The organism is Micromonospora sp. NPDC006431 (assembly GCF_042870725.1).
GTDB lineage: Bacteria > Actinomycetota > Actinomycetes > Mycobacteriales > Micromonosporaceae > Micromonospora.
In genome coordinates this window covers 166,636-189,115 of record NZ_JBIAHQ010000001.1, presented here as the reverse complement: position 1 = coordinate 189,115, position 22,480 = coordinate 166,636, and the positions used below count along the sequence as shown (strand labels likewise).

26 protein-coding genes and 2 tRNA genes are annotated in these 22,480 nt (G+C 69.4%); 16 read left to right on the top strand and 12 right to left on the bottom strand.

The features are described from left to right. Positions 1-206 precede the first annotated feature (206 nt). The 3 genes from ACFYM6_RS00920 (at position 207) to ACFYM6_RS00910 (ending at position 2,563) form a co-directional block, all read left to right on the top strand. Positions 207-923 carry an adenylate/guanylate cyclase domain-containing protein gene (locus ACFYM6_RS00920; protein ID WP_387271009.1) on the top strand — a complete coding sequence of 239 codons (717 nt, stop codon included), beginning with the start codon at positions 207-209 and terminating at the stop codon, positions 921-923. 47 nt (positions 924-970) lie between these two features. Next, positions 971-1,420: a Pycsar system effector family protein gene (locus ACFYM6_RS00915; protein WP_387271007.1), complete on the top strand. Its 450-nt coding sequence runs from the start codon at positions 971-973 to the stop codon at positions 1,418-1,420. Positions 1,421-2,311: 891 nt separating this feature from the next. After that, complete coding sequence (locus ACFYM6_RS00910) at positions 2,312-2,563, top strand: hypothetical protein (protein ID WP_387271005.1); 252 nt, start codon at positions 2,312-2,314, stop codon at positions 2,561-2,563. Positions 2,564-2,598: 35 nt separating this feature from the next. Here ACFYM6_RS00910 and ACFYM6_RS00905 read toward each other — a convergent pair whose 3' ends face one another. From ACFYM6_RS00905 to ACFYM6_RS00895, 3 genes are all read right to left on the bottom strand, one after another. Next, the gene (locus ACFYM6_RS00905; RefSeq protein ID WP_387271003.1) at positions 2,599-3,078 is read right to left on the bottom strand and encodes a hypothetical protein; all 480 of its coding nucleotides are present in this window, start codon (positions 3,076-3,078) and stop codon (positions 2,599-2,601) included. Positions 3,079-3,189: 111 nt separating this feature from the next. After that, positions 3,190-3,885, bottom strand: coding sequence for an HAD family hydrolase (locus tag ACFYM6_RS00900; RefSeq protein WP_387271001.1), 696 nt, complete (start codon positions 3,883-3,885; stop codon positions 3,190-3,192). Beyond that, positions 3,882-4,748 carry a GntR family transcriptional regulator gene (locus tag ACFYM6_RS00895; RefSeq protein WP_387270999.1) on the bottom strand — a complete coding sequence of 289 codons (867 nt, stop codon included), beginning with the start codon at positions 4,746-4,748 and terminating at the stop codon, positions 3,882-3,884. The genes ACFYM6_RS00900 and ACFYM6_RS00895 overlap by 4 nt, the downstream gene beginning before the upstream one ends. A 187-nt stretch (positions 4,749-4,935) precedes the next feature. On the opposite strand from ACFYM6_RS00895, the gene ACFYM6_RS00890 reads away from it, so the two are divergent. From ACFYM6_RS00890 to ACFYM6_RS00835, 12 genes are all read left to right on the top strand, one after another. Then, positions 4,936-5,334 carry a transcriptional regulator gene (locus tag ACFYM6_RS00890; protein WP_387270997.1) on the top strand — a complete coding sequence of 133 codons (399 nt, stop codon included), beginning with the start codon at positions 4,936-4,938 and terminating at the stop codon, positions 5,332-5,334. Further along, positions 5,334-5,552: a hypothetical protein gene (locus ACFYM6_RS00885; protein WP_387270995.1), complete on the top strand. Its 219-nt coding sequence runs from the start codon at positions 5,334-5,336 to the stop codon at positions 5,550-5,552. The genes ACFYM6_RS00890 and ACFYM6_RS00885 overlap by 1 nt, the downstream gene beginning before the upstream one ends. A gap of 96 nt (positions 5,553-5,648) precedes the next feature. Continuing rightward, on the top strand, positions 5,649-5,819 hold the full coding sequence (locus ACFYM6_RS00880; protein ID WP_387270993.1) for a hypothetical protein: 171 nt from the start codon (positions 5,649-5,651) through the stop codon (positions 5,817-5,819). Beyond that, positions 5,819-7,471 carry an FtsK/SpoIIIE domain-containing protein gene (locus ACFYM6_RS00875; protein WP_387271825.1) on the top strand — a complete coding sequence of 551 codons (1,653 nt, stop codon included), beginning with the start codon at positions 5,819-5,821 and terminating at the stop codon, positions 7,469-7,471. The genes ACFYM6_RS00880 and ACFYM6_RS00875 overlap by 1 nt, the downstream gene beginning before the upstream one ends. Next, complete coding sequence (locus tag ACFYM6_RS00870; RefSeq protein ID WP_387270991.1) at positions 7,468-7,770, top strand: spread protein; 303 nt, start codon at positions 7,468-7,470, stop codon at positions 7,768-7,770. The genes ACFYM6_RS00875 and ACFYM6_RS00870 overlap by 4 nt, the downstream gene beginning before the upstream one ends. Before the next feature lie 22 nt (positions 7,771-7,792). Further along, positions 7,793-7,981 (top strand): hypothetical protein, encoded by a 189-nt coding sequence (locus ACFYM6_RS00865; protein WP_387270989.1) that lies wholly within the window; start codon positions 7,793-7,795, stop codon positions 7,979-7,981. Beyond that, complete coding sequence (locus ACFYM6_RS00860) at positions 7,978-8,610, top strand: hypothetical protein (RefSeq protein ID WP_387270987.1); 633 nt, start codon at positions 7,978-7,980, stop codon at positions 8,608-8,610. The genes ACFYM6_RS00865 and ACFYM6_RS00860 overlap by 4 nt, the downstream gene beginning before the upstream one ends. Continuing rightward, the gene (locus tag ACFYM6_RS00855) at positions 8,607-9,050 is read left to right on the top strand and encodes a hypothetical protein (RefSeq protein WP_387270985.1); all 444 of its coding nucleotides are present in this window, start codon (positions 8,607-8,609) and stop codon (positions 9,048-9,050) included. The genes ACFYM6_RS00860 and ACFYM6_RS00855 overlap by 4 nt, the downstream gene beginning before the upstream one ends. 5 nt (positions 9,051-9,055) lie before the next feature. Continuing rightward, the gene (locus ACFYM6_RS00850) at positions 9,056-9,280 is read left to right on the top strand and encodes a hypothetical protein (RefSeq protein ID WP_387270983.1); all 225 of its coding nucleotides are present in this window, start codon (positions 9,056-9,058) and stop codon (positions 9,278-9,280) included. Next, complete coding sequence (locus tag ACFYM6_RS00845) at positions 9,277-11,013, top strand: replication initiator (RefSeq protein ID WP_387270981.1); 1,737 nt, start codon at positions 9,277-9,279, stop codon at positions 11,011-11,013. Before ACFYM6_RS00850 ends, ACFYM6_RS00845 begins: the two co-directional genes overlap by 4 nt. After that, positions 11,013-11,198 carry a helix-turn-helix transcriptional regulator gene (locus tag ACFYM6_RS00840; RefSeq protein WP_387270979.1) on the top strand — a complete coding sequence of 62 codons (186 nt, stop codon included), beginning with the start codon at positions 11,013-11,015 and terminating at the stop codon, positions 11,196-11,198. The genes ACFYM6_RS00845 and ACFYM6_RS00840 overlap by 1 nt, the downstream gene beginning before the upstream one ends. A 199-nt stretch (positions 11,199-11,397) precedes the next feature. Continuing rightward, positions 11,398-12,420 carry a tyrosine-type recombinase/integrase gene (locus ACFYM6_RS00835; protein WP_387270977.1) on the top strand — a complete coding sequence of 341 codons (1,023 nt, stop codon included), beginning with the start codon at positions 11,398-11,400 and terminating at the stop codon, positions 12,418-12,420. Positions 12,421-12,482: 62 nt separating this feature from the next. Here ACFYM6_RS00835 and ACFYM6_RS00830 read toward each other — a convergent pair. From ACFYM6_RS00830 to gyrB, 6 genes are all read right to left on the bottom strand, one after another. After that, positions 12,483-12,558 (bottom strand) — tRNA-Ala (locus tag ACFYM6_RS00830). Positions 12,559-12,600: 42 nt separating this feature from the next. Then, on the bottom strand, positions 12,601-12,729 hold the full coding sequence (locus ACFYM6_RS00825) for a DLW-39 family protein (RefSeq protein ID WP_241825427.1): 129 nt from the start codon (positions 12,727-12,729) through the stop codon (positions 12,601-12,603). Positions 12,730-12,771: 42 nt separating this feature from the next. Further along, positions 12,772-12,845 (bottom strand) — tRNA-Ile (locus ACFYM6_RS00820). A 136-nt stretch (positions 12,846-12,981) separates the two neighbouring features. Further along, positions 12,982-13,899 (bottom strand): DUF3566 domain-containing protein, encoded by a 918-nt coding sequence (locus ACFYM6_RS00815; protein ID WP_387270975.1) that lies wholly within the window; start codon positions 13,897-13,899, stop codon positions 12,982-12,984. 3 nt (positions 13,900-13,902) lie between these two features. Further along, a complete protein-coding gene (gyrA, locus tag ACFYM6_RS00810) occupies positions 13,903-16,428 on the bottom strand; it encodes a DNA gyrase subunit A (protein ID WP_387270973.1) in 2,526 nt (841 codons plus the stop codon). A gap of 130 nt (positions 16,429-16,558) precedes the next feature. After that, a complete protein-coding gene (gene gyrB / locus ACFYM6_RS00805; protein WP_387270971.1) occupies positions 16,559-18,505 on the bottom strand; it encodes a DNA topoisomerase (ATP-hydrolyzing) subunit B in 1,947 nt (648 codons plus the stop codon). A 616-nt stretch (positions 18,506-19,121) separates the two neighbouring features. Between gyrB and ACFYM6_RS00800 the strand changes: the two genes are divergently transcribed. Then, entirely contained in the window at positions 19,122-19,676 is a 555-nt protein-coding gene (locus ACFYM6_RS00800) for a hypothetical protein (protein WP_387270969.1), read from the top strand. Positions 19,677-19,831: 155 nt separating this feature from the next. Here the strand turns inward: ACFYM6_RS00800 and ACFYM6_RS00795 are convergent, their stop codons facing one another. From ACFYM6_RS00795 to gnd, 3 genes are read right to left on the bottom strand one after another with little or no spacing between them, the layout of a single operon-like run. After that, entirely contained in the window at positions 19,832-20,428 is a 597-nt protein-coding gene (locus tag ACFYM6_RS00795) for a DUF721 domain-containing protein (RefSeq protein ID WP_387271823.1), read from the bottom strand. Between the two features lie 22 nt (positions 20,429-20,450). Continuing rightward, a complete protein-coding gene (gene recF / locus ACFYM6_RS00790; protein WP_387270966.1) occupies positions 20,451-21,584 on the bottom strand; it encodes a DNA replication/repair protein RecF in 1,134 nt (377 codons plus the stop codon). Positions 21,585-21,600: 16 nt separating this feature from the next. Beyond that, positions 21,601-22,479 carry a phosphogluconate dehydrogenase (NAD(+)-dependent, decarboxylating) gene (gene gnd, locus ACFYM6_RS00785; RefSeq protein WP_357434428.1) on the bottom strand — a complete coding sequence of 293 codons (879 nt, stop codon included), beginning with the start codon at positions 22,477-22,479 and terminating at the stop codon, positions 21,601-21,603. Position 22,480: the final 1 nt, after the last annotated feature.

The window sequence follows — 22,480 nt, the reverse complement described above, 5'->3', positions numbered from 1 at the left end:
CAACGAAGGGAGCCCGTAGCCAACGCCCCCCTTCTGCCTCTGGACGAAGTCGTACTAGTTGATCCTTTTCGACCTCGGGTTTTGTCGGAGTCCCGACAGTTCCGGTCCAAGGTGGAATGCGACTGGGTCTCGGATGGTTGCCCATGGGGAGCTGTCGGTCCTGGCCGACAGTCTCTTTATGTCCATGTACATCCACAGGGGGAACTATGGGACTGCTAGATGAAATCACCACCGCGGTGCGCGGCGTCGTGACCTCGGACTGGAATACCCGTAAGGGCAATGTCGTACCGAAGACCGAGGACGTAGCTCTGAGCAACGGTGCCGTCGAACTCGATGCTGTTTACTTGTACGCCGATATGGCGAACTCCACAATCCTTGCACGGGACTTCTCCCCAACAACCGCCGCTAAGGTGATCCGTAGTTATTTAGATGCCACATGCCGTGTCATCAGGGCGCGCGGGGGTGAGATCCGCAGCTTTGACGGCGATCGAGTAATGGCTGTCTTCCTAGGAGACACGAAGAACTCCACGGCCGCGAAGTGTGGGCTGCAGATCAACTACGTTGTCAAGGAGATCGTCCGCCCTGCCATCGAGGCAAGCCTTCCGTCAATCAAGAAGCAGGGGTTCGTGTTGCACCAAGGTGTGGGCGTTGCATCCGGGACTGCCCTCGTCGTTCGCGGAGGCGTACGAGGAAATAGCGATTTGGTCTCCGTCGGCAGGTCACCCAACGTGGCAGCGAAGTTGAGCGACCTACGTCAAGGCACGTACAGGACGTACATCACCAGCGACGTCTTCGACATGCTCCTTGACTGGGCGAAGCTTGGCGGTGACGACAAACGCCTGATGTGGGACGGCCCGGAAACGACGTGGATCGGCGAACGTGCCGTTTCTGTCTATCGGTCGGGTTGGCAGTGGAAGCCGTGACGCCACCAGCGGACCCAGTAGAGACGGCCTGGAAAATCCACGCTGCGTTGGCGGACTGGACCGGCAAGGTGGATACGAAAGCCGCCTTTGCCCTGAGCATCGAGTCGGCGGTGCTTGCAGGTGTGGTGGCACTCTCTGGCTCCGACTCGCGGTTTTCCCACTTGGCAGGATTTTGGACGGTCCTGATCTTCTGGCTAGGCGTAGGTCTGCTGGCTCTATCTGTCGTGCTCTCTGTGCTGGTGGTCTCACCTCGCACACGAGGCAGCAAGATTGCAGCGGAGTGGCCCTACAACTTCATCTACTTCGGGCATCTTCAACACTGGCAGCCAGACGCTCTGGCAGATGAACTGCGCCAACGTGACCCAATGCCCGTACTCGCGCGACAGCTCGTCGTCATGAGCAAAATCGCCTGGACCAAGCATAGGCGGGTCCAAGATTCCTTGGTGCTGGGTTTGACTGGCGGGTTCCTCGTAGCAGTTGCAGGCGTCCTCACCTGATCGAACAAGCCCAGGAAGCTCGCAAGGACCCGGCTGCCATCCCGTCTGCCGCCGACCCACACAACGTGGAGCGGGCCAGGGGCCAGGGTGACAAGGTGGAGCGCCCTACCGGACGTACGACCTTGTCACCCTGGCCCCTGGTCTGCTCGGCTTGCCTGGGTCGGTGGTAGACGGGATGGCAGCTCCCCAACCACCCACCCACCGCAACCGTTCGGCAACTCCATCCTGGAGTCGTCTGGCCCCCGCCGGAGGCACAGCCCTAACCCCGCCCTTCCCCACCTCTCACCCTCCCACCACCTCCACCCCTTCCCCTCCCTGGGACTCCAGCGGCCCTGCACGGACCGCTCGGCAACTTCGTCCGCCCGTGGTGGCCTCCGGCTCTCGTGGTGCTGCTGGACCGTCGAGAACGGGTGAGAGCATGTCCGCCTGGCCCTGGTCATCTCCGGGACTCGTCACCGGGTCACCTACTGAACCAGGGGTGACGCGCGGGGCGGGGCGTGGGGTTCGGGCCGGTTGACTTTCCGCCCCGGCGCCGCAGGCGGCCGGGGCGGCGGCTCCGCAGGAGCCGTTTGCCGCGCCCCGGCCCGCGCCGCGCGGAGCGCCTTGATCTAGTACAGGCCAATTCGGCAACAGATCACAGGAAGCGCTCCGAGTCGACCAAGCCGCAAGAACACAACCCCACCCCGGCCTTCGCCGTCCGGCGTCGCCTCGGGGATCGCTGTGGCTCATCCTCGCGTGACGACGCCTGCCTCGTCCGCTCCGCTCGTGGTCGCCTGCCACCCATCTCCTTCATCGGCCCCGCGGTTCCCTTCCGGCCTGCCCGCTCCGGCTCCCCCACCTCCTTTTCGCGCCAACCACCATCAGCGGTTAGAACGCTTGTACGATCATCGCGTGGGCAAGGAGCTGGTAGCGCGCTGGTGGAATAACAGCTGGGGACGGCTGACCCGGCGTGACGTGTGGCTTGCCTGCGAGGTTCGGTGGCACGTCGTCGCCAGGGCAGGCGACTCCGAGTCAGGCAAGGTGCTCCAGTGGGAGTTCGACACCGAGGACGAAGCCCGGCAGATGGTGAAGCGCCTCGTGCAAGCCGATGGCGGGCAGTGGCGCGAGATGGACGGCGACGCCGCGACGAAACCGCCCGCTTGAGTCACCGCGGATTGCCCCTCACGCCCTGGTCCTCATCACCGGCAGACATCGGCCCGCACATGCGTCCCGCACCACGGAGGCAGCTCGACGGACCACACGCGCCAACCACCGTCGTCCTTGCGCAGCGTCCATCGCCACTGATAATCCGAGCCCGCGAGAATGTGCGGGCCATCCCACCACACCGCGCGCACCTGCTCCGCCACCGTCGCCCGGTCGTCGCCCTGGTGCTCGATGACACTCGGCCCCACGCTCTCCAGCTTCGACGGTGGGCGGGCTGAGCTGTTCATCTCGGCGCGGTAGTCACGCCACTGCTCGCGCAGCTCGTCATGGCGGGGCTCAGCCAGAACCCGCGACACCCCCAGCTCGTCACCGGCGCTGAGCTTCAGGAGCCAAACCGTGGCTGCCGCCTCCGGGGTCGCCTCGCCGCGCTCGGCTTCCAACTGCTTCCGCACAGCCCACGACCCGGGCACAGCAACAAGGCCGGCGCAGGCAATCCCCACGAGCGCCAGAAGCACCCAGTGCCATCGCCGCGCCGGCCTAGTCGCTACTCGGACTCGGTGCGGACGCCATCCCGGTAGTTCCTCCCCCATGGTCATCTGCTGACCATACGAAGCGACCGGGAAAGATCAAAGACCCTCAACCTGCATGAGCGCCTGGGCAATCTGCCGCATCGACGTCACCACCGCGTCCGCGCCCGCCGCCTGGAACGCTGCTGCCTTCCCTGGCTTGTTCGCGTACCCAATCACGCGGGCGCCTGCGGCTTTGGCTCCCTCGATGTCCGAGAGTGAGTCGCCAACTAACACACACAGCGCCGGGACGACTCCAAGGGATACCGACGCGTCGAAGATGGGCGCAGGGTTCGGCTTCATGCGCGCGGGATCGGCGTACGCCCGGCCAACAGTCTTGGCAACATGTTGGCTCAGTCGATGCGCTCTCAAATAGGTGTCCACCGCCTGCGGCGAGTTGTTGCTGACCACCGCGATTGGCACGTGTAGCTGGCGCGCAGCCACGATGACCTCCCGGCCGTAGGCAGTCGGTTCCGCACTCGATGCCGCCTTCACCTCCGCTGCGATCAGCGCGCCTTCGACAAGTCGAGTCAACTCCTGATCCGCCCAGTTGCCCGTCTGCCTCAGCACCTCCAGCGGGTCCGATTCTTCGGCTAGCTCATCCGTGAGCGCCAAGCCCTGGCTCACCAGCAAGTCCAGGAGTTCCCTCGCAACCTGTGGGGCTGGGCAGTTGGCGAAGATGCTGCATACCGGCCCGTCGAAGTCGAGCAGAAGTGCGCGGACATCGCGGCACAACTGCTCCAGGTGGGCGGTCATCCTTCGTACCGGTAGGCGATGGTCGACCACAGGGAGTCGAACCACTGGCGGGAGCCTTCCACGAACTGAGTGCCGTGGGAGGTGTCGTCATCGGTGACGGCATAGTGGAAGAGCGGGACGTCCTTGCCCATGAGGTCGTAGATGGCGGTGGGCTCGCCCTTGATGGTTACGGTCCGTTCGACGGCGGGGTAGAAGCCGAAGAACACCTCTTCGCCGTTAAGCACGTAGAGCTTGAACTGTGGGGAGCCGCGGTGCATTCGTACCTCGACCGTGGCTGAGCGGATCAAGCCCAGGTCGCCTAGCTCCGTGACCTGGTCGATGATTCCGTCGACGGCCCTGCGGGTGATGCGGTCGGCTCGCTCCCGCACGGCTGGGTCGTCGGATTGCGTCTCGGCTCTGGCGGGCAGCGCCATGGGAACCGACATGTCGGAGACGAGCACACGTACCGCGATCGTCTCTGGGGCGAGGCGACCCACGCGGACCTTGTCCAGCACCTCCGCGAGGGCGTCCCGCAGCGTCTCGCCGGAGAATCCGGCGAAGTCGATGGTGACGTGGGGTCGCTCGAACGCTGCTTCGATATGGGGTCGTAGCTCCACTGCCCGTTGCGTCTGGGCGCGGACGAAGGCACCGCTGCCTTGCCTGGTGACGATGAGGCGCTCTGAGCGGAGGGCTTCCAGCGCTCGCTTGATGGTCTCCCGTGCTACTCCGTAGCGGGAAGCGAGTTCGGGTTGCGACGGCAGCTTGTCGCCGGGCGCCAGTCGGCGCGTGAGGATCGCGGCCCGGAGCTTGTTTGCGATCTGCTGTGACGCCTGCTTCGGGTCATCGGGGTCGAGTTCCCCCAGGTAGTCCAGGTTTTCGGTCACCCGTCAAGGCTACTCCCTGGCTAGCCAAGCTAGGAAACTCAGACTCCAACTCTTGACCTGGCTAGCCAGGTCCGCATAGCCTCAATGGCAAGCCACTTGGCTAGCCAGGCAGGTCAAGCCTGGTGCACTAGCTCAGCCGGAAAGGGTCCGGCAGGGCAGGAAGCGCCTAGCGCTGAAGGAGGAAACCGTGGCTCTTCGTGGTGGTACTCGGTTCTCTGTCCCGTTTGAGGCGGTCTTCCCGCACGGTGCGGTGTTCGTGCCGGATTCGATCGCGGAGGCGCAGGACTTCGACGAGCGGACGAAGCAGCGGACGCCGGCCAAGGACAAGCTGACGGGTCAGCGGGTGTGGCAGTGCCGGGTGATGGACATGGACCCGGAGCTGGGCTCCCGGTCGCGTGAGGTGGCCATCAAGATCCTGGCGGACCACCAGCCGGTTCCGCCGGTGGGTCCGTTCCAGCAGGTGGAGTTCGAGAACCTGACGGTGACGCCGTACGTGGGCAGCAACGGCCGGCTGGCGTTCTCGTACCGGGCGACCGGGCTGGTCGCGCCGAAGTCGCTGGCCGAGTCGCGCGGGAAGGCTGCCTGATGCCCGGCCTGAACGTCACGGTGAACGTGCACGTCCGGTCACACACGGACCTGTCGTTCTGCTCGTACCCGGCGGATGACCGGGTGACGGTGACCGTCGGCGGGACCGGCGGTGACGTGACCCTGTTCCTGCCTCGGGTGGAGATCGACCGGCTGGCCGGCGTGCTGGCTGAGGCGCGCGAGTCCCTGTCGGTGCCGCCCGTGAAGGCGGCGGCCTGATCCCTGATGTGGCGCGGGGCGGCCCATGCCCTAGGAAAGCCGGCCGCCCCGCTGCCCTCTCCAAAACCCTCACGGCCTGGAAGGGGCGGGTTCATCATGCCAATTTCCCTGGACTGGACGCGCGGCGGTGGTGCCGGCGATCCGGTCCCGTGCGTCATCTGCAACAAGCCGACGATCTGCCGTAGCCCGGCGGGGAAGCCGGTGCACAAGGTCTGCGCGGAGGCATGGACCGAGCAGCACCGCACCGACCGGAAGGCGGCGGCGTGATGCGCGCCCCGCTGGTCAACTTCCGCCGCTTCCAGATCTCCGCCCCGTGGCCGCTGGTCTGGACCGTCACCGGCCTGTTCCTGCTGTTCCGCCTCGTCGTGGCGGTGCTGCGCTTCGGCGTGTTCGCGGTGCGGCACTGGCGGGCCTGGCCGGTCGTCGCCCTGGTCCTCGTCGCCGTCGACGCCTACCGGTCCCACGGCTGGTGGCCTCACCTCCTGGTCCTGCTCGCCCTCACTGCTGCCGGCGGGCTGTGGTGGTGGCGCGGTCGGGAGTCCTTCCACCGGCTGGTCGTCCTACGCGCCGTGTCGGTGTGGCGGCGGCTGTGGGTCTACCGGCGTCAGTGGCACGAGGCGATGTCCCTGTGCGGGCTGGTGAAGAAGTACGACGGCGGGGAGAAGGTCCCGCAGTTGCTGTCGGTGCGCTGCACCTACGCCACCGATGAACTCGTGTTGCGGATGCCGCGCGGGCAGAACCCGGAGGCGTACCAAAAGGCCGCCCGCGACCTGGCGTACTCGTTCGGCACTCGGCACTGCCGGGTGTTCTCCGGTCGCCGTCAGGCACCCCCGCACCGCTCCGGCCGGCTCGCCTGGCTGCTGCGGCTGGTCGACCGGGTGCGGTTCCGCGACCGGCCTCGGCATGTGTGGCTGGTGTTCATCCGCCGCGACCCGCTGACCCGCATCGTCAAGCCGCTGCCGGTGCCGGCCCGCCCGGACTTCGCCGCGCTGCCGCTGGGGCTGCGGGAAGACCTGGCCGCCTACTGCCTGCGCCTCCTGGCGACCCATGTGCTGGTCGGTGGGGCTACCCGGATGGGCAAGGGCTCGGTCATCTGGTCCCTGCTCCGCTCCATGGCCGCTGGTATCCGGTGCGGGCTGGTGCGGGTGTGGGCGATCGACCCGAAGGGCGGCATGGAGCTGTCCATCGGTCGGCCGCTGTTCTCCCGGTACGTCGATGACGACTGGTCTCGCATGGCGGACCTGCTCGAAGATGCCGTGGCTCGGATGCGAGTGCGTCAACGGGCGCTGCGCGGGAAGGTCCGGGTTCACACGCCGACCGTGGATGACCCTCTGATCGTCATCGTCATTGACGAGCTGGCCACCCTGCTGGCGTTCCTGCCCGACTCCGACATCCGCCAGCGGATCACTCAGGCGCTTGGGGTGCTGCTGTCGCAGGGCGCCGGGCTGGGCGTCCTAGTCGTGGCCGCCACCCAGGACCCCCGCAAGGAAGTCGTCACCGTACGGGACTACTTCCCGACCCGCATCGCCCTCGGCCTCACCGAACGCGGCCACGTCGACCTACTGCTAGGTGACGGTGCCCGTGACCGCGGTGCCCTCGCGGATCAGATCCCGATCTCGGCCAAGGGCGTCGGCTACGTCCTGCTCGACGGCGAGCCCGAGCCAGCCCGCGTCCGCTTCTCCTACCTCGACGACGACGCGATCCGGGACCTGGCCGCGACCTTCCCCGCCCCACCCGAGATCCAGCCCGACCCCGCCCCGGCCCCGGCCCCGGTCAAGCCGACCCGCGCCAACGGTGCCGGCAACGGGCGCCACACCTACCGGCCGACCCCGCCGAAGCAGGCCGCGCCGCTGCTGCCCCCGTCCCTGCTCAACGCCCTGGACCTCAACGCCACGCCGAACGGAGGTGAGCCGCGGTGACCCCCGACCTGCCCGACACCCCGGCCCGGATGCCCTACGCCGACGAACCCGACCCCGCCCCGCAGCCGCGTCGCTTCTACCGGCTGCGCGCCCCGCACGTCGACAAGGCATCGGTGCCGGTCACGGTCCGGGTCACCCCCGACGCGGACCTCTACATCGCGGTCGGGTCCGGCCGCCGCCGCATGTACCTCACCCCCGCCGAGGCGTGGGCGCTGTGGCGCTGCCTCTCCGAAGCCGTGGCGTCGACCGGTGAGCCGCCGGAGTGGATCCGCGTACACATCGCCCCCACCAACCGCTGACCCGCCTGCCTGGAGATCCGTGATGCGTACCCGTCGCCTTGCCCGCCGGCCGATCCGCCGGACCTGCCTCGACCTCGCCCACACCGACCCCGAGCAGACCTGCCCCTACTGCGCCCCCGACACCGACGCGACCGACATCATCGCCGCCGCCCTGCGGCAGCACGCCGAGATCGCCGCCGAAGACGCCGAAGCGTGGGGGTGGGCCGCATGAGTCGCCTGCGCAACTCCGACCGGCTGGAAGCCGTCGCCCTGGTCCTGATCCTCGTCGCGGTAGGCGGCATGGCTGGCGCCGCGTCGTTCACCCACGTCAAGGACTGGACGATGATCCACGCCCCACACGGCACCGGGGAATGGTTCGGCTGGGCCAACGCCGTCATCTCAGAACTGACCCCGGCGGCTGCCCTGCTGGTCATCCGTCGCCGTCGCCGCCGCGACCCCCGGGCCTCCGTGCTCTACCCGCTGTCGATCCTCATCGCCGCCGTGGCGCTGTCCCTGGCGGCGCAGATCGCGGTGGCCAACGACAGCTTCTCGTCCCGGCTGCTGTCCTCGGTTCCGGCACTGGCGTTCCTCGCCCTGTCGAAGCTCATCCTCGGCGGCACCCCCGCCGACCCGACCCCAGAGCCGGCCCCGGTCAAGTCGGCCCCGGCCCCGGCCCCGGCTCGTGAGCCCGTCGACCTGGAGCCGGCCGACCTGCCCACCACCCCGGCGCCCGTCCTCGCCACACCCACCCCGGCCCCGGCCCCGGCCCCGGCCGTGGCTCCGGTCCGGTCGGCGCTCGTCTCGTCCGTCATCCAAACACCCCGCAACGGTCAGGTCTTCGCCTCGGAGGTGACCCGATGACCCGCTCCCAACTCGCCCGCCGCACCCACGCACACAACCGCTCCGGTGCCCTGACTCGCCGCATCGTCGGCACCCCCGCCGAGGTAGCCGCCACGGTCGCGGTCCTGCGGGACTCCGGGCGGCTGACGTTCATGGACCAGCCCCGCCAGCACCCGGACGGCGACCGCGTCACCGTCACGGTCCGCTTCCTCGACACCGCCCGGCCCGCTCCGGCCCCGGTGCGCCGGCTGCGCCGTGGCCCGATCATCGCCGCCGCCACCCTCCCCACCCTCGGCGTCCTGGCCGGCGTCGGCTACCTCGCCGCCCAGCTCGTCCACACCGTCCGCGCCGCGTTCCCCGCCGTCGTCGGCGTGGTCCTGGTCCTCGTCGTCCTCGCCCTCCTACTCGGGCGCCGCAAGGCCAAGTGCGCCGGGCTGCACTGCTCGGGCTGCAACCACTGACCGCCATGACCGCCGGTTGGCCCACCTACTGCGCCAGATGCGGTGGTGGGTGGGCCTCCGCCCTCATCGAAGCCGGCCACCCCGGCACCGGCCGCTACCGCGCCGAGACCGCCTGCCCCCGCCATGTTGCCGCGGCGCACCGCTGGGCCGGCCGCATCGGTCCGACCCGCTCCACCCCGATCCGCACCACACAACCCGTCCTCTTCGAGCTCCCGGAGGTGACCCGTTGACCGCCCCAACCCTGCCCGGCCTCACCCCCGACACCCCGACCCCCGGCCCGGCGACCGTTCCGCCGGCGGCTGGCTCTCGTGCTGCCCGCCTGGCTCTGCCCATGTCTCGGCAGGTGTTGAAGGAGATGGCCGCCGAGTACGGCGTGTGCATCCGCCCCGTGACCCTGCGCCGGACGGACCTGCACACCGGTCAGACCGAGGTCATCGACCTGCCCTGCGGCACGACTCGGGAAGACAAGTGCTCGCCCTGCGCCAACCGGGCGCGTCGGCTGCGGCAGACCCAGATCCGCGAGGGCTGGCACCGCACCGACGAACCTGCCCCCGCACCCAACCCCGCAACCGAGGCACAGCGGGAGTTGGTGCTGCTGCGGGCACACCTCGAGTTCGCCCGCGACGAAGCTCAACGGTCGGCGCAGTTCGATCAGGTGCCCGGCATTGACCAGGCCATCGCGGAGGTAGAGGAAGCCATCGCCGCCGAGGGCCTGCGCGGGCAGGTCGCCCCGCCCCACGACACTGAGGAAGAGCCCAACGGTGGGCGCCGCAAGCGGTCCACCCGCCGCCGCCACGACGCCCCTGACCTGCCCCGCAAGAAGGTCGAGCCGCGCACGGTCGGGAAGGTCTACACCGCCCCAGACGGCACCGAACATCGGCCCTCGATGTGGCTGTCCCTGACGCTCGACTCCTACGGCCGGGTCCTGCCCGACGGGACGCCCGTCGACCCTGACTCCTACGACTACCGGCGGGCCGCCTGGGACGCGGTGCACTTCGCCCGGCTGCTCGATCGGTTCTGGCAGAACCTGCGGCGGTGCGTCGGCTGGAACGTCCAGTACGCCGGCTGCGTCGAGCCGCAACGCCGGCTCGCCCCGCACGCGCACTTCGCGATCCGGGGCACGATTCCTCGGGCGGTGCTGCGGCAGGTTGCCGCCGCTACCTATCACCAGGTGTGGTGGCCGCCGGCTGACGAGCTGGTGTACTCCCTCGACCGGCTCCCCATGTGGGACGGCGACCGGGGAGAGTGGGTCGACCCCGACACCCGTGAACCTTTGACCTCATGGGCTGACGCCCTGGACCTCATCGACTCCGACCCCGACGCCGAACCGGCGCACGTGGTCCGCTTCGGCTCCCAGGTCCACGCCGAGGGCGTCACCCCCGGCACCGTCCACGCCAACCGCACCATTGGCTACATCACGAAGTACATCACCAAGTCCGCGGCCGACTGCCACAAGCCGGACAGCGACCGGCAACGGGACCACCTCGACCGGCTGTGGGAACAGCTCCGGGTCACCCCGTGCAACGAGCGGTGCGCCAACTGGCTGCTCTACGGCGTCCAACCGAAGAAGGCACACGGCAGGCTGCAAGCGGGCCGCTGCAAGGGCAAAGTCCACCAGCGGGCCACTCTCGGCATCGGCGGGCGGCGCATCCTCGTCTCGCGTGACTGGTCCGGAAAGACCCTCGCCGACCACCGGGCCGACGCTCGGGCCTGGGTGCGCAACCTGCTTGGCGTCACCACCGGCGCCGACGACGCCGACCCCGTCGACCAGGACGACGTCCCCGCCTACGCCTGGGAGATGGCCCGGCCCGACGACCCCGACATCCCACCCCTGCAACACCGGCTCCTGCGGGCGCTGTCCCAACGCGCCCAGTGGAAGGCCGCACTCCTTGCCGCTCGGGACAAGGCGGAACAGACCCCCGTCCCCACCGACCTGACCCCTTCGACCCCTCGGGAGGACTGATGACCGCACCAGCTATCGAACGGCTCTGGACGGTTCAGGACGTGTCCGCGTTCCTGGGCGTCCCGGTCGGCACCCTCTATCAGTGGCGGTACCGCCGGACCGGTCCGCGTGCTTTGCGCGTCGGTCGTCACCTCCGGTATAGGCCGGCGGACGTGCGTTCCTGGCTCGACCGGCAGGCGGCCTGAAATGCCCGTCGACGACCTGTGGTACCTCAACAAGCGGGGACCTGACGGCAAGCGCCTCCCGTCCCGGCGTCATGGGCAGGGCAAGCGCTGGCGGGTTCGCTTCACTGACGCGGCCGGCGATCCTCGGACCCGATTCTTCGAACGAAAGGCGGACGCGGAAGCCTTCGACGCTCGCGCCCGTGCTGGTGTCGCCGAGGAAATGAAGGTCCAGCAGTCGGAGCGCAACCTGACGCTTCGGGAGTACGGGGATCGGTGGCGGCTCTCCCGAGAAGTCGGGTGGGCCTTGGAGACGCGCAAGCGGGTGGAGTCCAACCTCCGATGCCATCTCTATCCGGCGTTCGGTGACCGGCCGCTCCGGGCTATCCACCTGACCGCCGTGCTGGAGTGGCTGACGCGACGGCTGGAGGAAGGCACCCCGCGAACCTCACTCAAGCTGTACTTCGAACTCCTGGACACGGTGCTGAATGCTGCGGTCACCGACAAGGTCATCCCGGACAACCCGTGCGACGGGGTGAAGCTGGCTCAGGTGCTCCGGGGCTTCTCCCGTGCGCCAAAGTGGGTGCCAACTGAGGGCGAGGTCCTGGCGCTGCTCGACGCGGTGCCGGCCCGCTACCGGGCGGCAATCTGGCTGGGCGCCGGGCAAGGCTGCCGTATGGGTGAAGTCCTGGGGATGGAGCACGGCGTCCGCTGCGTCGACCACGACCGGGCAGAGCTGCACATCGTCCAGCAGCTCCGGTACGCGCCGCAGCAGCACGGCGGCTTCTATCTCAGCGAGCCCAAAGCGGGGTCATCTGGCACGGTCGACATGGACCCGGTCGTCGGCCAGGTCCTCGCCGAGCACGTCCGGGAGTTCCCGCCCGTGCCGGTGGAGCTGGTCGACGTGACCTCCGGTGACCCCGTCCGGCGGTCAGTGCCGCTGCTGTTCACGACTCGCCGCGGTAACCCGTTCACCGACCGGACGTGGTCCCGAGAGTGGGCGGACTGGCGGGATACGGCCGGCTGGCCCAAGGAGCACGGAACGTTCCACGCGCTTCGGCACTTCTTCGCCACGACGCTGATCACGAATCACGCCGAGCCGCAGGAGGTCCAACGGATGCTCCGGCACAAAACACTACGGATCACCCTGGAGACATACGTCCACTGGTGGCCGAAGCGGGACCGGCCACGCGGCATCGTCGGGAACGTCCTACGGTCGGCGCTCTCAATCCAAGATCAAGCCTGATCTGTACTGACGTTGTACTAGTCGATCAAGCGAATTGAGAAACCGCAGGTAAGGAGGGTGAATGGTGGAGCCCAGGGGACTTGAACCCCTAACCCCTGCCTTGCAAAGGCAGTGCTCTGCCAGTTGAGCTAGGGCCCCGAGGCGGGCGGAGACGCCCGGTGCTGGCAGTCGGAGGGACGCTCAGCGCAGGTCAGGCGCCGTGGTCGCCTCGTGCCACAGAGCGCGCTCGTCGTTCGCAGCCTTCACCTTCTTGGCCACCACGGCGGCCACCCCGACCACGCCGACCAGGATCAGGAGCTTCTTGAACATGGGCCGACCCCTCGCGCTCGACTATCGTCGGACGATGTGCGGTGGGGCTAGCTGGAATCGAACCAGCGACCTCAGAGTTATCAGCTCTGCGCTCTAACCGACTGAGCTATAGCCCCGCGTAGCGACGAGCAAGGTTAACCCATCGCCGCCTCCGTCCCCAAATCGGGGCCGGTGCGCCGCGCCAATGAAGAACCTACCCGGATAGGCGACGCCGGGGCGACCGCATTACGCGGTGCCCCGGCGTCGTCGGAGTCAGTCCCGCTCGGCGAGCGTCAGCTCGATCCCGCCGACCAGGTCGGCGCAGACGTTGTAGACGAACGCGCCCAGCGTGGCGAGCGCGGTGAAGAGCACGACGTTGACCAGGCCGATCAGCGCGGAGCTCAGGATCACGCCCTTGGCGGTGATCTGGAAGCCGCCGGAGCTGCCCGAGCCGCCACCTGCGTTGACCAGGTCGGTCAGGCTGTCGTTGACGCTCTTGAACACGCCCATCGCGTCCAGGGCCAGGTAGAGCACCGAGGTGGCGACGACCACCACGATGAAGAGCACCACCGAGACCGCGAACGCGAACTTCATCACGGACCAGGGGTCGATCCGCTTGAGGTTCAGCCGGGCCCGGCGCGGTCCGCGCGAAGCGGCCGAGCTGACCGAGGTACGCGCGGCGCGTACCGCCTCACCCACGCGCGCGGCCCCGACGGCGGCCGCACCGCTGACAGCCGGCGGCAGGCCGCCACCGTTGGCGGGGCGGCCGGTGGCGCTGGAGCGGGCGCCGTCCGGCGACGGCTTGGGCGCGGTGCCGAGACCGGCGCCCACCTTCGGCGGGGTGCCGGGAGTCCCGGGCGACGGCCGGCCCGTACCCGGTGTCTTGATCGCCTGGGTGGTGCCGGGCTTCGCCGTGGTGACCGACGGCCCGGCCGGCCCGTCGGTGGAGGTCGGGGCGTCGACCGGGGCCTTCTCGGCCTTCTCGCTCGTCCCCGAGTCCTCCCCGGGCTTGTCCGGCGGCGGTGTCATGCCGGGGGCCCGGGTGAACTTCGGGGCAGGCGCGTCGGCGGGGACCGTGGCCCGGCCCACGGCCGCCCGGCCCGACGCTGGTGTGCCGCCCTGCGCGGCCTCCTCGTCGACCGGGTTGGCCGAGGCCCCCGTGTTCCCCGACTTCGCCTGTGTCTCCGTCATCAACTAGTCCTGTTCGTCAGGCTCGTCGGCATTGCGAGCAATTGCCACGATAGTCACGCCGTCCGGGAGGTCCATCAGCTTGACCCCCATTGTGTTCCGGTCACGCGTACGGCGTACAGGCTTCACCGGAGTCCGGATGACGCCCCCGTTGCTGGTGATAGCGAAGAGTTCGTCGTCCGGGCTGATCACCGCAGCTCCGACCAGACCGCCACGTCGCTCGGTGATCTTCGCAGTCAGCACGCCCTTACCTCCCCGGCCCTGGACCGGGTATTCCTCGATCGGGGTACGTTTCGCGTATCCGCCGTTCGTCGCGACCAGCACGTCCATGTCCATACCCTCGCGGACGACCTCCATGGCCAGCAGTTCGTCCTCCTCGCTGAACCGCATGCCGATGACACCGGAGGTCGCCCGGCCCATCGGGCGCAGCGCCTCGTCCGTGGCGTTGAAGCGGATGGCCTGAGCGTTCTTGGAGACCAGCAGCAGGTCGTCCGTCGAACTCACCAGGGCAGCACCGACCAGCTCGTCCTCATCGCGCAGGTTGATCGCGATGATGCCGCCTGACCGGGGGGAGTCGAACTCCTCGAGCCGCGTCTTCTTCACCAGGCCGTTCTTCGTGGCCAGTACCAGGTAGGGCGCCACCTGGTAGTTCGGAATTTCGATGATCTGCGCGATCTGCTCGTCCGCTTGGAACGCGAGCAGGTTGGCCACGTGCTGGCCCTTGGCCACCCTACTGGCTTCGGGAAGCTCGTAGGCCTTGGCCCGGTAGACCCGACCCTTGTTGGTGAAGAACAGGATCCAGTCGTGCGTAGAGCATACGAAGAAGTGGCTGACGATGTCGTCCTGCCGGAGGGTGGCGCCGCTGACGCCCTTCCCGCCCCGCCGCTGCGAGCGGTACAGGTCGACCTTGGTGCGCTTGGCGTACCCGGTGCGGGTGATGGTGGCGACCACGTCCTCGCGGGCGATGAGGTCCTCCATCGAGACCTCGCCGTCGAACGGCACGATCTTGGTGCGCCGGTCGTCGCCCCACTTCGCGACGATCTCGCCCAGCTCCTCGGAGACGATCCTCCGCTGCCGCTCCGGCTTGGCCAGGATGTCCTTGAGGTCGGCGATCTCCAGCTCGAGCTTGGCCAGATCGTCGAGGATCCGCTGCCGCTCCAGGGCGGCCAGCCGGCGCAGCTGCATGTCCAGGATCGCGGTCGCCTGGACCTCGTCGATCTCCAGCAGCCGGATCAGGCCCTGACGGGCGTCCTCGACCGTGGGCGAACGCCGGATCAGGGCGATCACCTCGTCCAGCGCGTCGAGGGCCTTGGCCAGACCGCGCAGGATGTGCGCCCGCTCCTCCGCCTTGCGCAGCCGGAACGCGGTCCGCCGGCGGATGACCTCGATCTGGTGCTCGACGTAGTAGCGGAGGAACTGGGCCAGGTTGAGCGTGCGCGGCACCCCGTCGACCAACGCCAGCATGTTGGCGCCGAAGGTCTCCTGGAGCTGGGTGTGCTTGTAGAGGTTGTTCAGCACCACCTTGGCGACCGCGTCGCGCTTGAGCACGAGCACGATCCGCATGCCGGTACGTCCGGAGGACTCGTCGCGGATGTCGGCGATGCCGGCGAGCTTGCCCTCCTTGATCAGCTCGGCGATCCGCTCGGCCAGGTTGTCCGGGTTGACCTGGTAGGGCAGCTCGCTGACCACCAGCGCCGGGCGGCCCCGCTTGTCCTCCTCGACCTCGACCACGGCCCGCATCCGGATCGAGCCGCGCCCGGTCCGGTACGCGTCCTGGATGCCGGCCTGGCCGACGATCAGACCGTAGGTCGGGAAGTCCGGGCCCTTGACGATCTCCAGCAGCGCCTCGAGCGTGGTGGGCTCGTCGGCCTCCGGGTGCTCCAGGCACCACTGCACCGCCGCGCCGATCTCCCGCAGGTTGTGCGGCGGGATCTTGGTGGCCATGCCGACCGCGATGCCCTCGGAGCCGTTGATCAGCAGGTTCGGGATGCGGGACGGCAGGATCGTGGGCTCCTTGGCCCGGCCGTCGTAGTTGTCCTGCAGGTCGACGGTGTCCTCGTCGATGTCCCGCAGCATCTCCATGGCCAGCGGGTCGAGCTTGCACTCGGTGTACCGCATGGCCGCGGCCGGGTCGTTGCCGGGCGAGCCGAAGTTGCCGTTGCCGTCGACCAGCGGGTAGCGCAGCGACCAGGGCTGCGCCATCCGGACCAGCGCGTCGTAGATGGCCGAGTCACCGTGCGGGTGGAACTGACCCATCACGTCGCCGACGACCCGGGAGCACTTCACGTAGCCGCGGTCCGGCCGGTAGCCGGAGTCGAACATGGCGTAGAGGATCTTGCGGTGAACCGGCTTGAGCCCGTCCCGGACGTCCGGCAGGGCCCGCCCGACGATGACGCTCATCGCGTAGTCGAGGTACGAGCGCTGCATCTCGACCTCGAGGCCGACCGGCTCGATCCGGTCGTGCGCGACGACCACGGCCGGTGTCTCCGGGGTCTCCGGCTCGTTCGGGGTGGACTCGGGAGTATCGGTCACTGTTAACCCTTATCAGACTCAGAGTCGTGTTCGTGCTGTGGATAACGGCTGTGGAAACCGGCCAGACTGTGGATAACTCTGTGGACCGCCGGGCCGGCCGGTGGATCTCCGGCCGGCCCGGCTGGGTCCGTCAGATGTCCAGGAACCGCACGTCCTTGGCGTTGCGTTGGATGAACGAACGGCGTGCCTCGACGTCCTCACCCATCAGAACGCTGAACAGCTCGTCGGCGGTTGCGGCGTCGTCGAGCGTCACCTGGCGCAAGGTACGGGTGGCCGGGTTCATCGTGGTCTCCCACAGCTCGGGGTAGTTCATCTCGCCGAGACCCTTGAACCGCTGGATGTCGTCCGGCTTGGCGTTGGGCTTCTTCTGCTGGCGCAGCGCGATCAGCCCGTCCCGCTCCCGGTCCGAGTACGCGTACTGGGCGTCGTCGCCCTTCTTGTTCCACTTGATCTTGTAGAGCGGCGGGGCGGCCAGGTAGACGTGCCCCAGCTCGACCAGCGGCCGCATGAACCGGAACAGCAGCGTGAGCAGCAGCGTCTGGATGTGCTGCCCGTCCACGTCCGCGTCGGCCATCAGCACGATCTTGTGGTAGCGCAGCTTCTCGATGTCGAAGTCGTCGTGGATGCCGGTGCCCAGCGCGGTGATCAGCGCCTGGACCTCGTTGTTCTTCAGCACCCGGTCGATCCGGGCCTTCTCCACGTTGAGGATCTTGCCGCGGATCGGCAGGATCGCCTGGGTACGCGGGTCGCGGCCCTGCTTGGCGGAGCCGCCCGCCGAGTCACCCTCGACGATGAAGACCTCGGACTCGCGCGGGTCGGTGGACTGGCAGTCGGCCAGCTTGCCCGGCATCGAGCCGGACTCCAGGAGCGACTTGCGCCGGGCCAGCTTCCGCGCCTGCTGCGCGGCGATCCGGGCCCGGGCCGCCTGGGACGCCTTGGTGATGATGATCTTCGCCTCGGCCGGGTTCCGGTCGAACCAGTCGACCAGCGACTCGTTGCAGACCCGCTGCACGAAGCTCTTCACCGGGGTGTTGCCCAGCTTGGTCTTGGTCTGGCCCTCGAACTGCGGGTTGGTCAGCTTAACCGAGATGATCGCGGCCAGCCCCTCGCGGATGTCCTCGCCGGAGAGCCTCTCGTCGCCCTTGAGCAGCTTCTTGTCCGCGCCGTACCGGTTGACGACGCTGGTCAACGCGGCCCGGAAGCCCTCCTCGTGGGTGCCACCCTCGTGCGTGTTGATGTTGTTGGCGAAGGTGTAGACCGACTCGCCGTACGACTCGTTCCACTGCATGGCGATCTCGACCGACATGCCCTCCTCCTCGGCGCCGAACTCGACCACCGTCTTGTGGATCGGGGTCTTCGACGCGTTGAGGTGCCGGACGAAGTCGGCGATACCGCCCTCGTAACGGAAGGTCACCTCGCGCGGCTTGCCCTCCTCGGTCTCCTCGACCCGCTCGTCGAGCAGGTGGATGGTGAGGCCACGGGTGAGGAAGGCCATTTCCTGCAGGCGCCGGTAGATGGTCTGGAAGTCGAAGTCGACGGTCTCGAAGACGTCCGGGTCGGGCCAGAAGGAGACCGCCGAGCCGGTGCGATCGGTCGGCTCACCCTTCTCCAGCGGGGTCGGCTTGGAGTGGTGGTACTGCTGCCGCCAGACGAAGCCGTCCTTGTGGATCTCCACCGCCATCTTCGTGGAGAGGGCGTTCACCACGGACACGCCGACGCCGTGCAGACCACCGGAGACCGCGTACGCCTTGCCGTCGAACTTGCCGCCCGCGTGCAGCACGGTCAGCGCGACCTCGACACCCGGCTTCTTCAGCTTCGGGTGGAGGTCGACCGGGAAGCCACGCCCGTTGTCGGTGACCCGTACGCCGCCGTCGGCCAGCAGCACCACGTCGATGGTGTCGCAGTATCCGGCCAGCGCCTCGTCCACCGCGTTGTCGACGACCTCCCACACGAGGTGGTGCAGACCGCGTTCACCGGTGGACCCGATGTACATACCGGGCCGCTTCCGGACCGCCTCCAGCCCCTCGAGAACGGTGATCGACTCGGCGCCGTACTTCTTGTTGTCCTCCGCTGCCACCCTCGGCCACTTTCTCGCACCGACCACGCCAGGGCGCGGGGCGCGGGTTCGGCGGACAGCACGCGACGTCGGCGCACGTACCGGTCCCCGGATCTCCAGGTCACGGATCGCGTGCGCCGGGCGCCGCGGTCGCCCGCGGATCGCGATCGGCTCGACCCGATCCGGGACAATGATCAAGGGCCCTGGGGCCCCTGTCCGTCGCTCCGTGTCGGGTCTTTCGTCTCGCCGTCAATCTTACTCTGCGCGCACGACTAAACCGCCACTCGGCACCCCTGCGCGGCGGCTGAGAACTCCGTAGCCGGCCGAATCGCGCCGTCCGCGACTCCCCCTACACACCAACGACGGCTTCCGGTCGCGGCGGGGCTTCAGGCCGGCCTTCATTCGGTCGGGGACGCCGGAGGCCGGATCATGGCCGCCAGTCGAGCGGAAGCCTCGCTGAGCCCCGATCCAGGGTGCCATCCCATCGGTACCGGCACGTAACCGACCGGGGGTCGCGGCGGGCCCCGCCGTGCCGTACCTTTGCGGCGCCGCCGCAGCGGTCTTGATCTTTGGCGGACGGAACCGGGACGATCGACCCGATCAGTCCGACAACGCGCTTGGTAAGAGGTGACGCCAGATGGGGCTGGACAACGTCGCGGTGCACTGGCCGCGGACCGGCCGCTTCTACGACCCGGTCGCGCCGGCCGAGTTCGTCGACTTCGGCGAGATCGTGGACCTGCCACGGATCTCCGCCCCCACCGCGGCGCTCGCCGAGTTGATCGCCAAGACCGGCACGGTACGCGCGACCGCGTACACCGAGCTGGTCGACCTGATCCTCGGCCTGGAAAATGTGCTCTACGCCACGGAGAACGCGGCCGAGGACGAGGACCCGGTGATCGACCCGGACGGCTGCTCCTGGATCGCCGACGGGGTGGAGAAGTTCGTCGCCCGGCACCGGCCGATCGACGAGGCGGTGACCTTCGAGTCGGTGAGCGAGGTGCTCCGGTCGCTGCTGGGCGACGGCCGCCTGGCCGAGCAGCAGCTGCGCTGGCTGGACAGCCGGCTCGACCGGCTGCGCGACGAGAACGGCGACCCGCCGCAGTGGAACTTCACCTGCGCCGAGCTGGGCGTGCTCGCGGCCTTCTACCGGCGCTGCGCCGACCGCGGCTTCGCCGTCTACGCCGACGCCTGACCGGCGCCTGTTCCCCTGGCCGCCGCCACCTCGGCGAGGAGGGGATCGGTCTCGGCCGGATGTCCGCAGGTCGGCGAAGTGGCGGGGTCGGCCGCGCTCGGAAGCCGCCACCTCGGCGAGGTGGCCGTCGACCCCGGCCGGGCAAAGCCGGACGGTCAGCCGTACGTGTCGCGGGGTCCGCGGCCGCGGACCCGGCGCGGGCCGCGCGACCAGGACGGCGTGGCCGGGCCGTGGATGTGCAGTTTGCGGACCACGTTGTGGCCGACCTCGCGGGCGATCTGCTGGAGCAGCGAGCCGGCGAGCAGCCGCAGCTGGGTCGCCCACGCCGTGGAGCGGGCCTCCACGGTCAGCTCACCGTCCTCGAGCTTGACCGGCCGGCTGTGCTGCGCCACCTCCGGCCCGACCACGCGTTCCCAGGCGCCGAAGACCGTCGCCTCGGCCGCCGGCTGCTGCCAGCCGCGCGCCTTGACGAGCTTGTCCAGCACCGCACCGAGCGGCTGCGGGTCGCGCGGATCCGGTCCGGGGCCGGAGTAACCGCGCAGCCGCCGCTCCCCGTCCCCGCGTACCGCGCTGCGCCGGCGGGTGCCGGCGGCTGCCTGCCGGCGGGCCTTCGCCGCGTCCAGCACCGCCCGGGCCAGCTCCGGCCCGGACGCCCCGGCCGGCAGATCGCCCGCAGCGCCCGACTCGGCACCACCGACGCCGTCCGCACCGCCGCCGTCCTCGGGGGTACGCCCGCCGCGTCCCGGCCCCAGCCGGGCCGGCGGAAGCTGAACCTCATCCGACACGGCGCACCGTCCCCTCGCCCACCGCGTACCGGGTGCCGCGCAGGGCCGCCGGCACGTCCTCGTCGACCGCGCAGGTCACCAGGAGCTGGCTGGCACCGCCGACCAGCTCGGCCAGCCGCTCCCGGCGGCCGGCGTCCAGCTCGGCGAAGACATCGTCCAGCACCAGCACCGGCTCGATGCCGTCGGCGCGCAGCAGGTCGTACCCGGCGAGGCGCAGGGCCAGCGCGTAGGACCAGGACTCGCCGTGGCTGGCGTACCCCTTGGCCGGCAGCGGGCCGAGGGTGAGAGCCAGGTCGTCGCGGTGCGGGCCGACCAGCGTGGTGCCGCGTTCGATCTCCGCCGACCGGTTCTCGGTCAGCGCGGCGCGCAGCGCGTCCGCCAGCACCGTACGGTCGGTGGTCGGCTCGGTCAGCTCCACCGACGGCCGGTAGGCGATCCCCGCCGAGCCCTTGCCCGCAGCCACCGCGTCGTACGCCTTGGCCACGTGCGGGGCGAGCGCGGCGACCAGCTCCAGCCGGGCGGCGAGCAGCTCGGCCCCGTGCTGCGCCAGGTGGGTGTCCCAGACGGCGAGGGTGGAGAGGTCCCCACCCCGCGACCCGCCCGTCTTGCGGGCCAGATACGCGGTCCGCAGCAGGGCGTTGCGCTGCTTGACCACCCGCTCGTAGTCGGCGCGCACCCCGGCGTACCTGGGCTGCCGAGTGACCAGCAGGTCGTCGAGGTAGCGGCGGCGCTCGGCCGGGTCGCCGCGGACCAGCTCCAGGTCCTCCGGGGCGAACAGCACCAGCCGCAGCGCGCCCAGCACGTCCCGGGCGCGCCGGGCCGGGGACCGGCCCAACCGGGCCCGGTTGGCCTTGCCGGGGACGATCTCCAGCTCGACCAGGAGCTCCCGGCCCTCGTGCAGCACGGCGCAGCGGATCACCGCCGAGGCGGCGCCCATCCGGACCAACGGGGCGTCCGTGGCGACCCGGTGCGAGTCCAGGGTCGCCACGTAGCCGAGCGCCTCGACCAGATTGGTCTTGCCGACCCCGTTGGGGCCGATCAGCACGTTCGGGCCCGGCTCCAGGTCGATGCCGACACGCTCGTACGAGCGGAAGTCGACCAGTTCGAGCCGGCGAACGTACACAGGCGGTGGATACCGGTCAGCTGGCGCGACGGACGACGGCGTGCCCGCCGAACTGCTGGCGCAGCGCGGCGACGGCCTTCATGGCGGGCGAGTCGTCCTGGCGGGACGCGAACCGGGCGAACAGGGAGGCGGCGATGACGTTCAGCGGCACGGCCAACCGGACCGCCTCGTCCACCGTCCAGCGGCCCTCGCCGGTGTCCTCGGTGTAGCCGCTCAGCTCGGCCAGCTCCGGGTCCTCGTCCAGCGCCCGGTCGAGCAGGTCGAGCAGCCAGGAGCGGACCACCGTGCCCTCGCGCCAGGACTTGAAGACGCCCGGCACGTTGGTCACCAGTTCCGACTTGGCCAGCAGCTCGTAGCCCTCGGCATACGCGTGCATCAGGCCGTACTCGATGCCGTTGTGCACCATCTTGGCGTAGTGGCCGGCGCCGACCGGGCCGGCGTGCACGAAGCCGAACTCACCCGCCGGCTTGAGCGCCTCGAAAATCGGCATCAGCCGCTCGACGTGCTCCTGGGCGCCGCCGACCATCAGGGCGTACCCGTTCTGCCGGCCCCAGACGCCGCCGGAGACGCCGACGTCGACGTAGCCGATGCCCTGCTCGTTCAGGCGCTCGGCGCGAGGGGCATCATCGCTGAACCGGGAGTTGCCGCCGTCGATGATGATGTCGCCCTCGCCGAGGACGCCGGCGAGCTCGTCGATGGTGGCGTCGGTGACTCCGGCCGGGACCATCACCCAGACCGCACGGGGCGACTCCAGCTTCTCGGCCAGTTCCGCGAGGCTCGCGACGTCACTCAGCTCCGCGTTGCGGTCGTAGCCGACCACCTCGTGGCCGGCGGCGCGCAACCGCTCCCGCATGTTGCCGCCCATCCGGCCGAGTCCTACCAGGCCGAGCTGCATC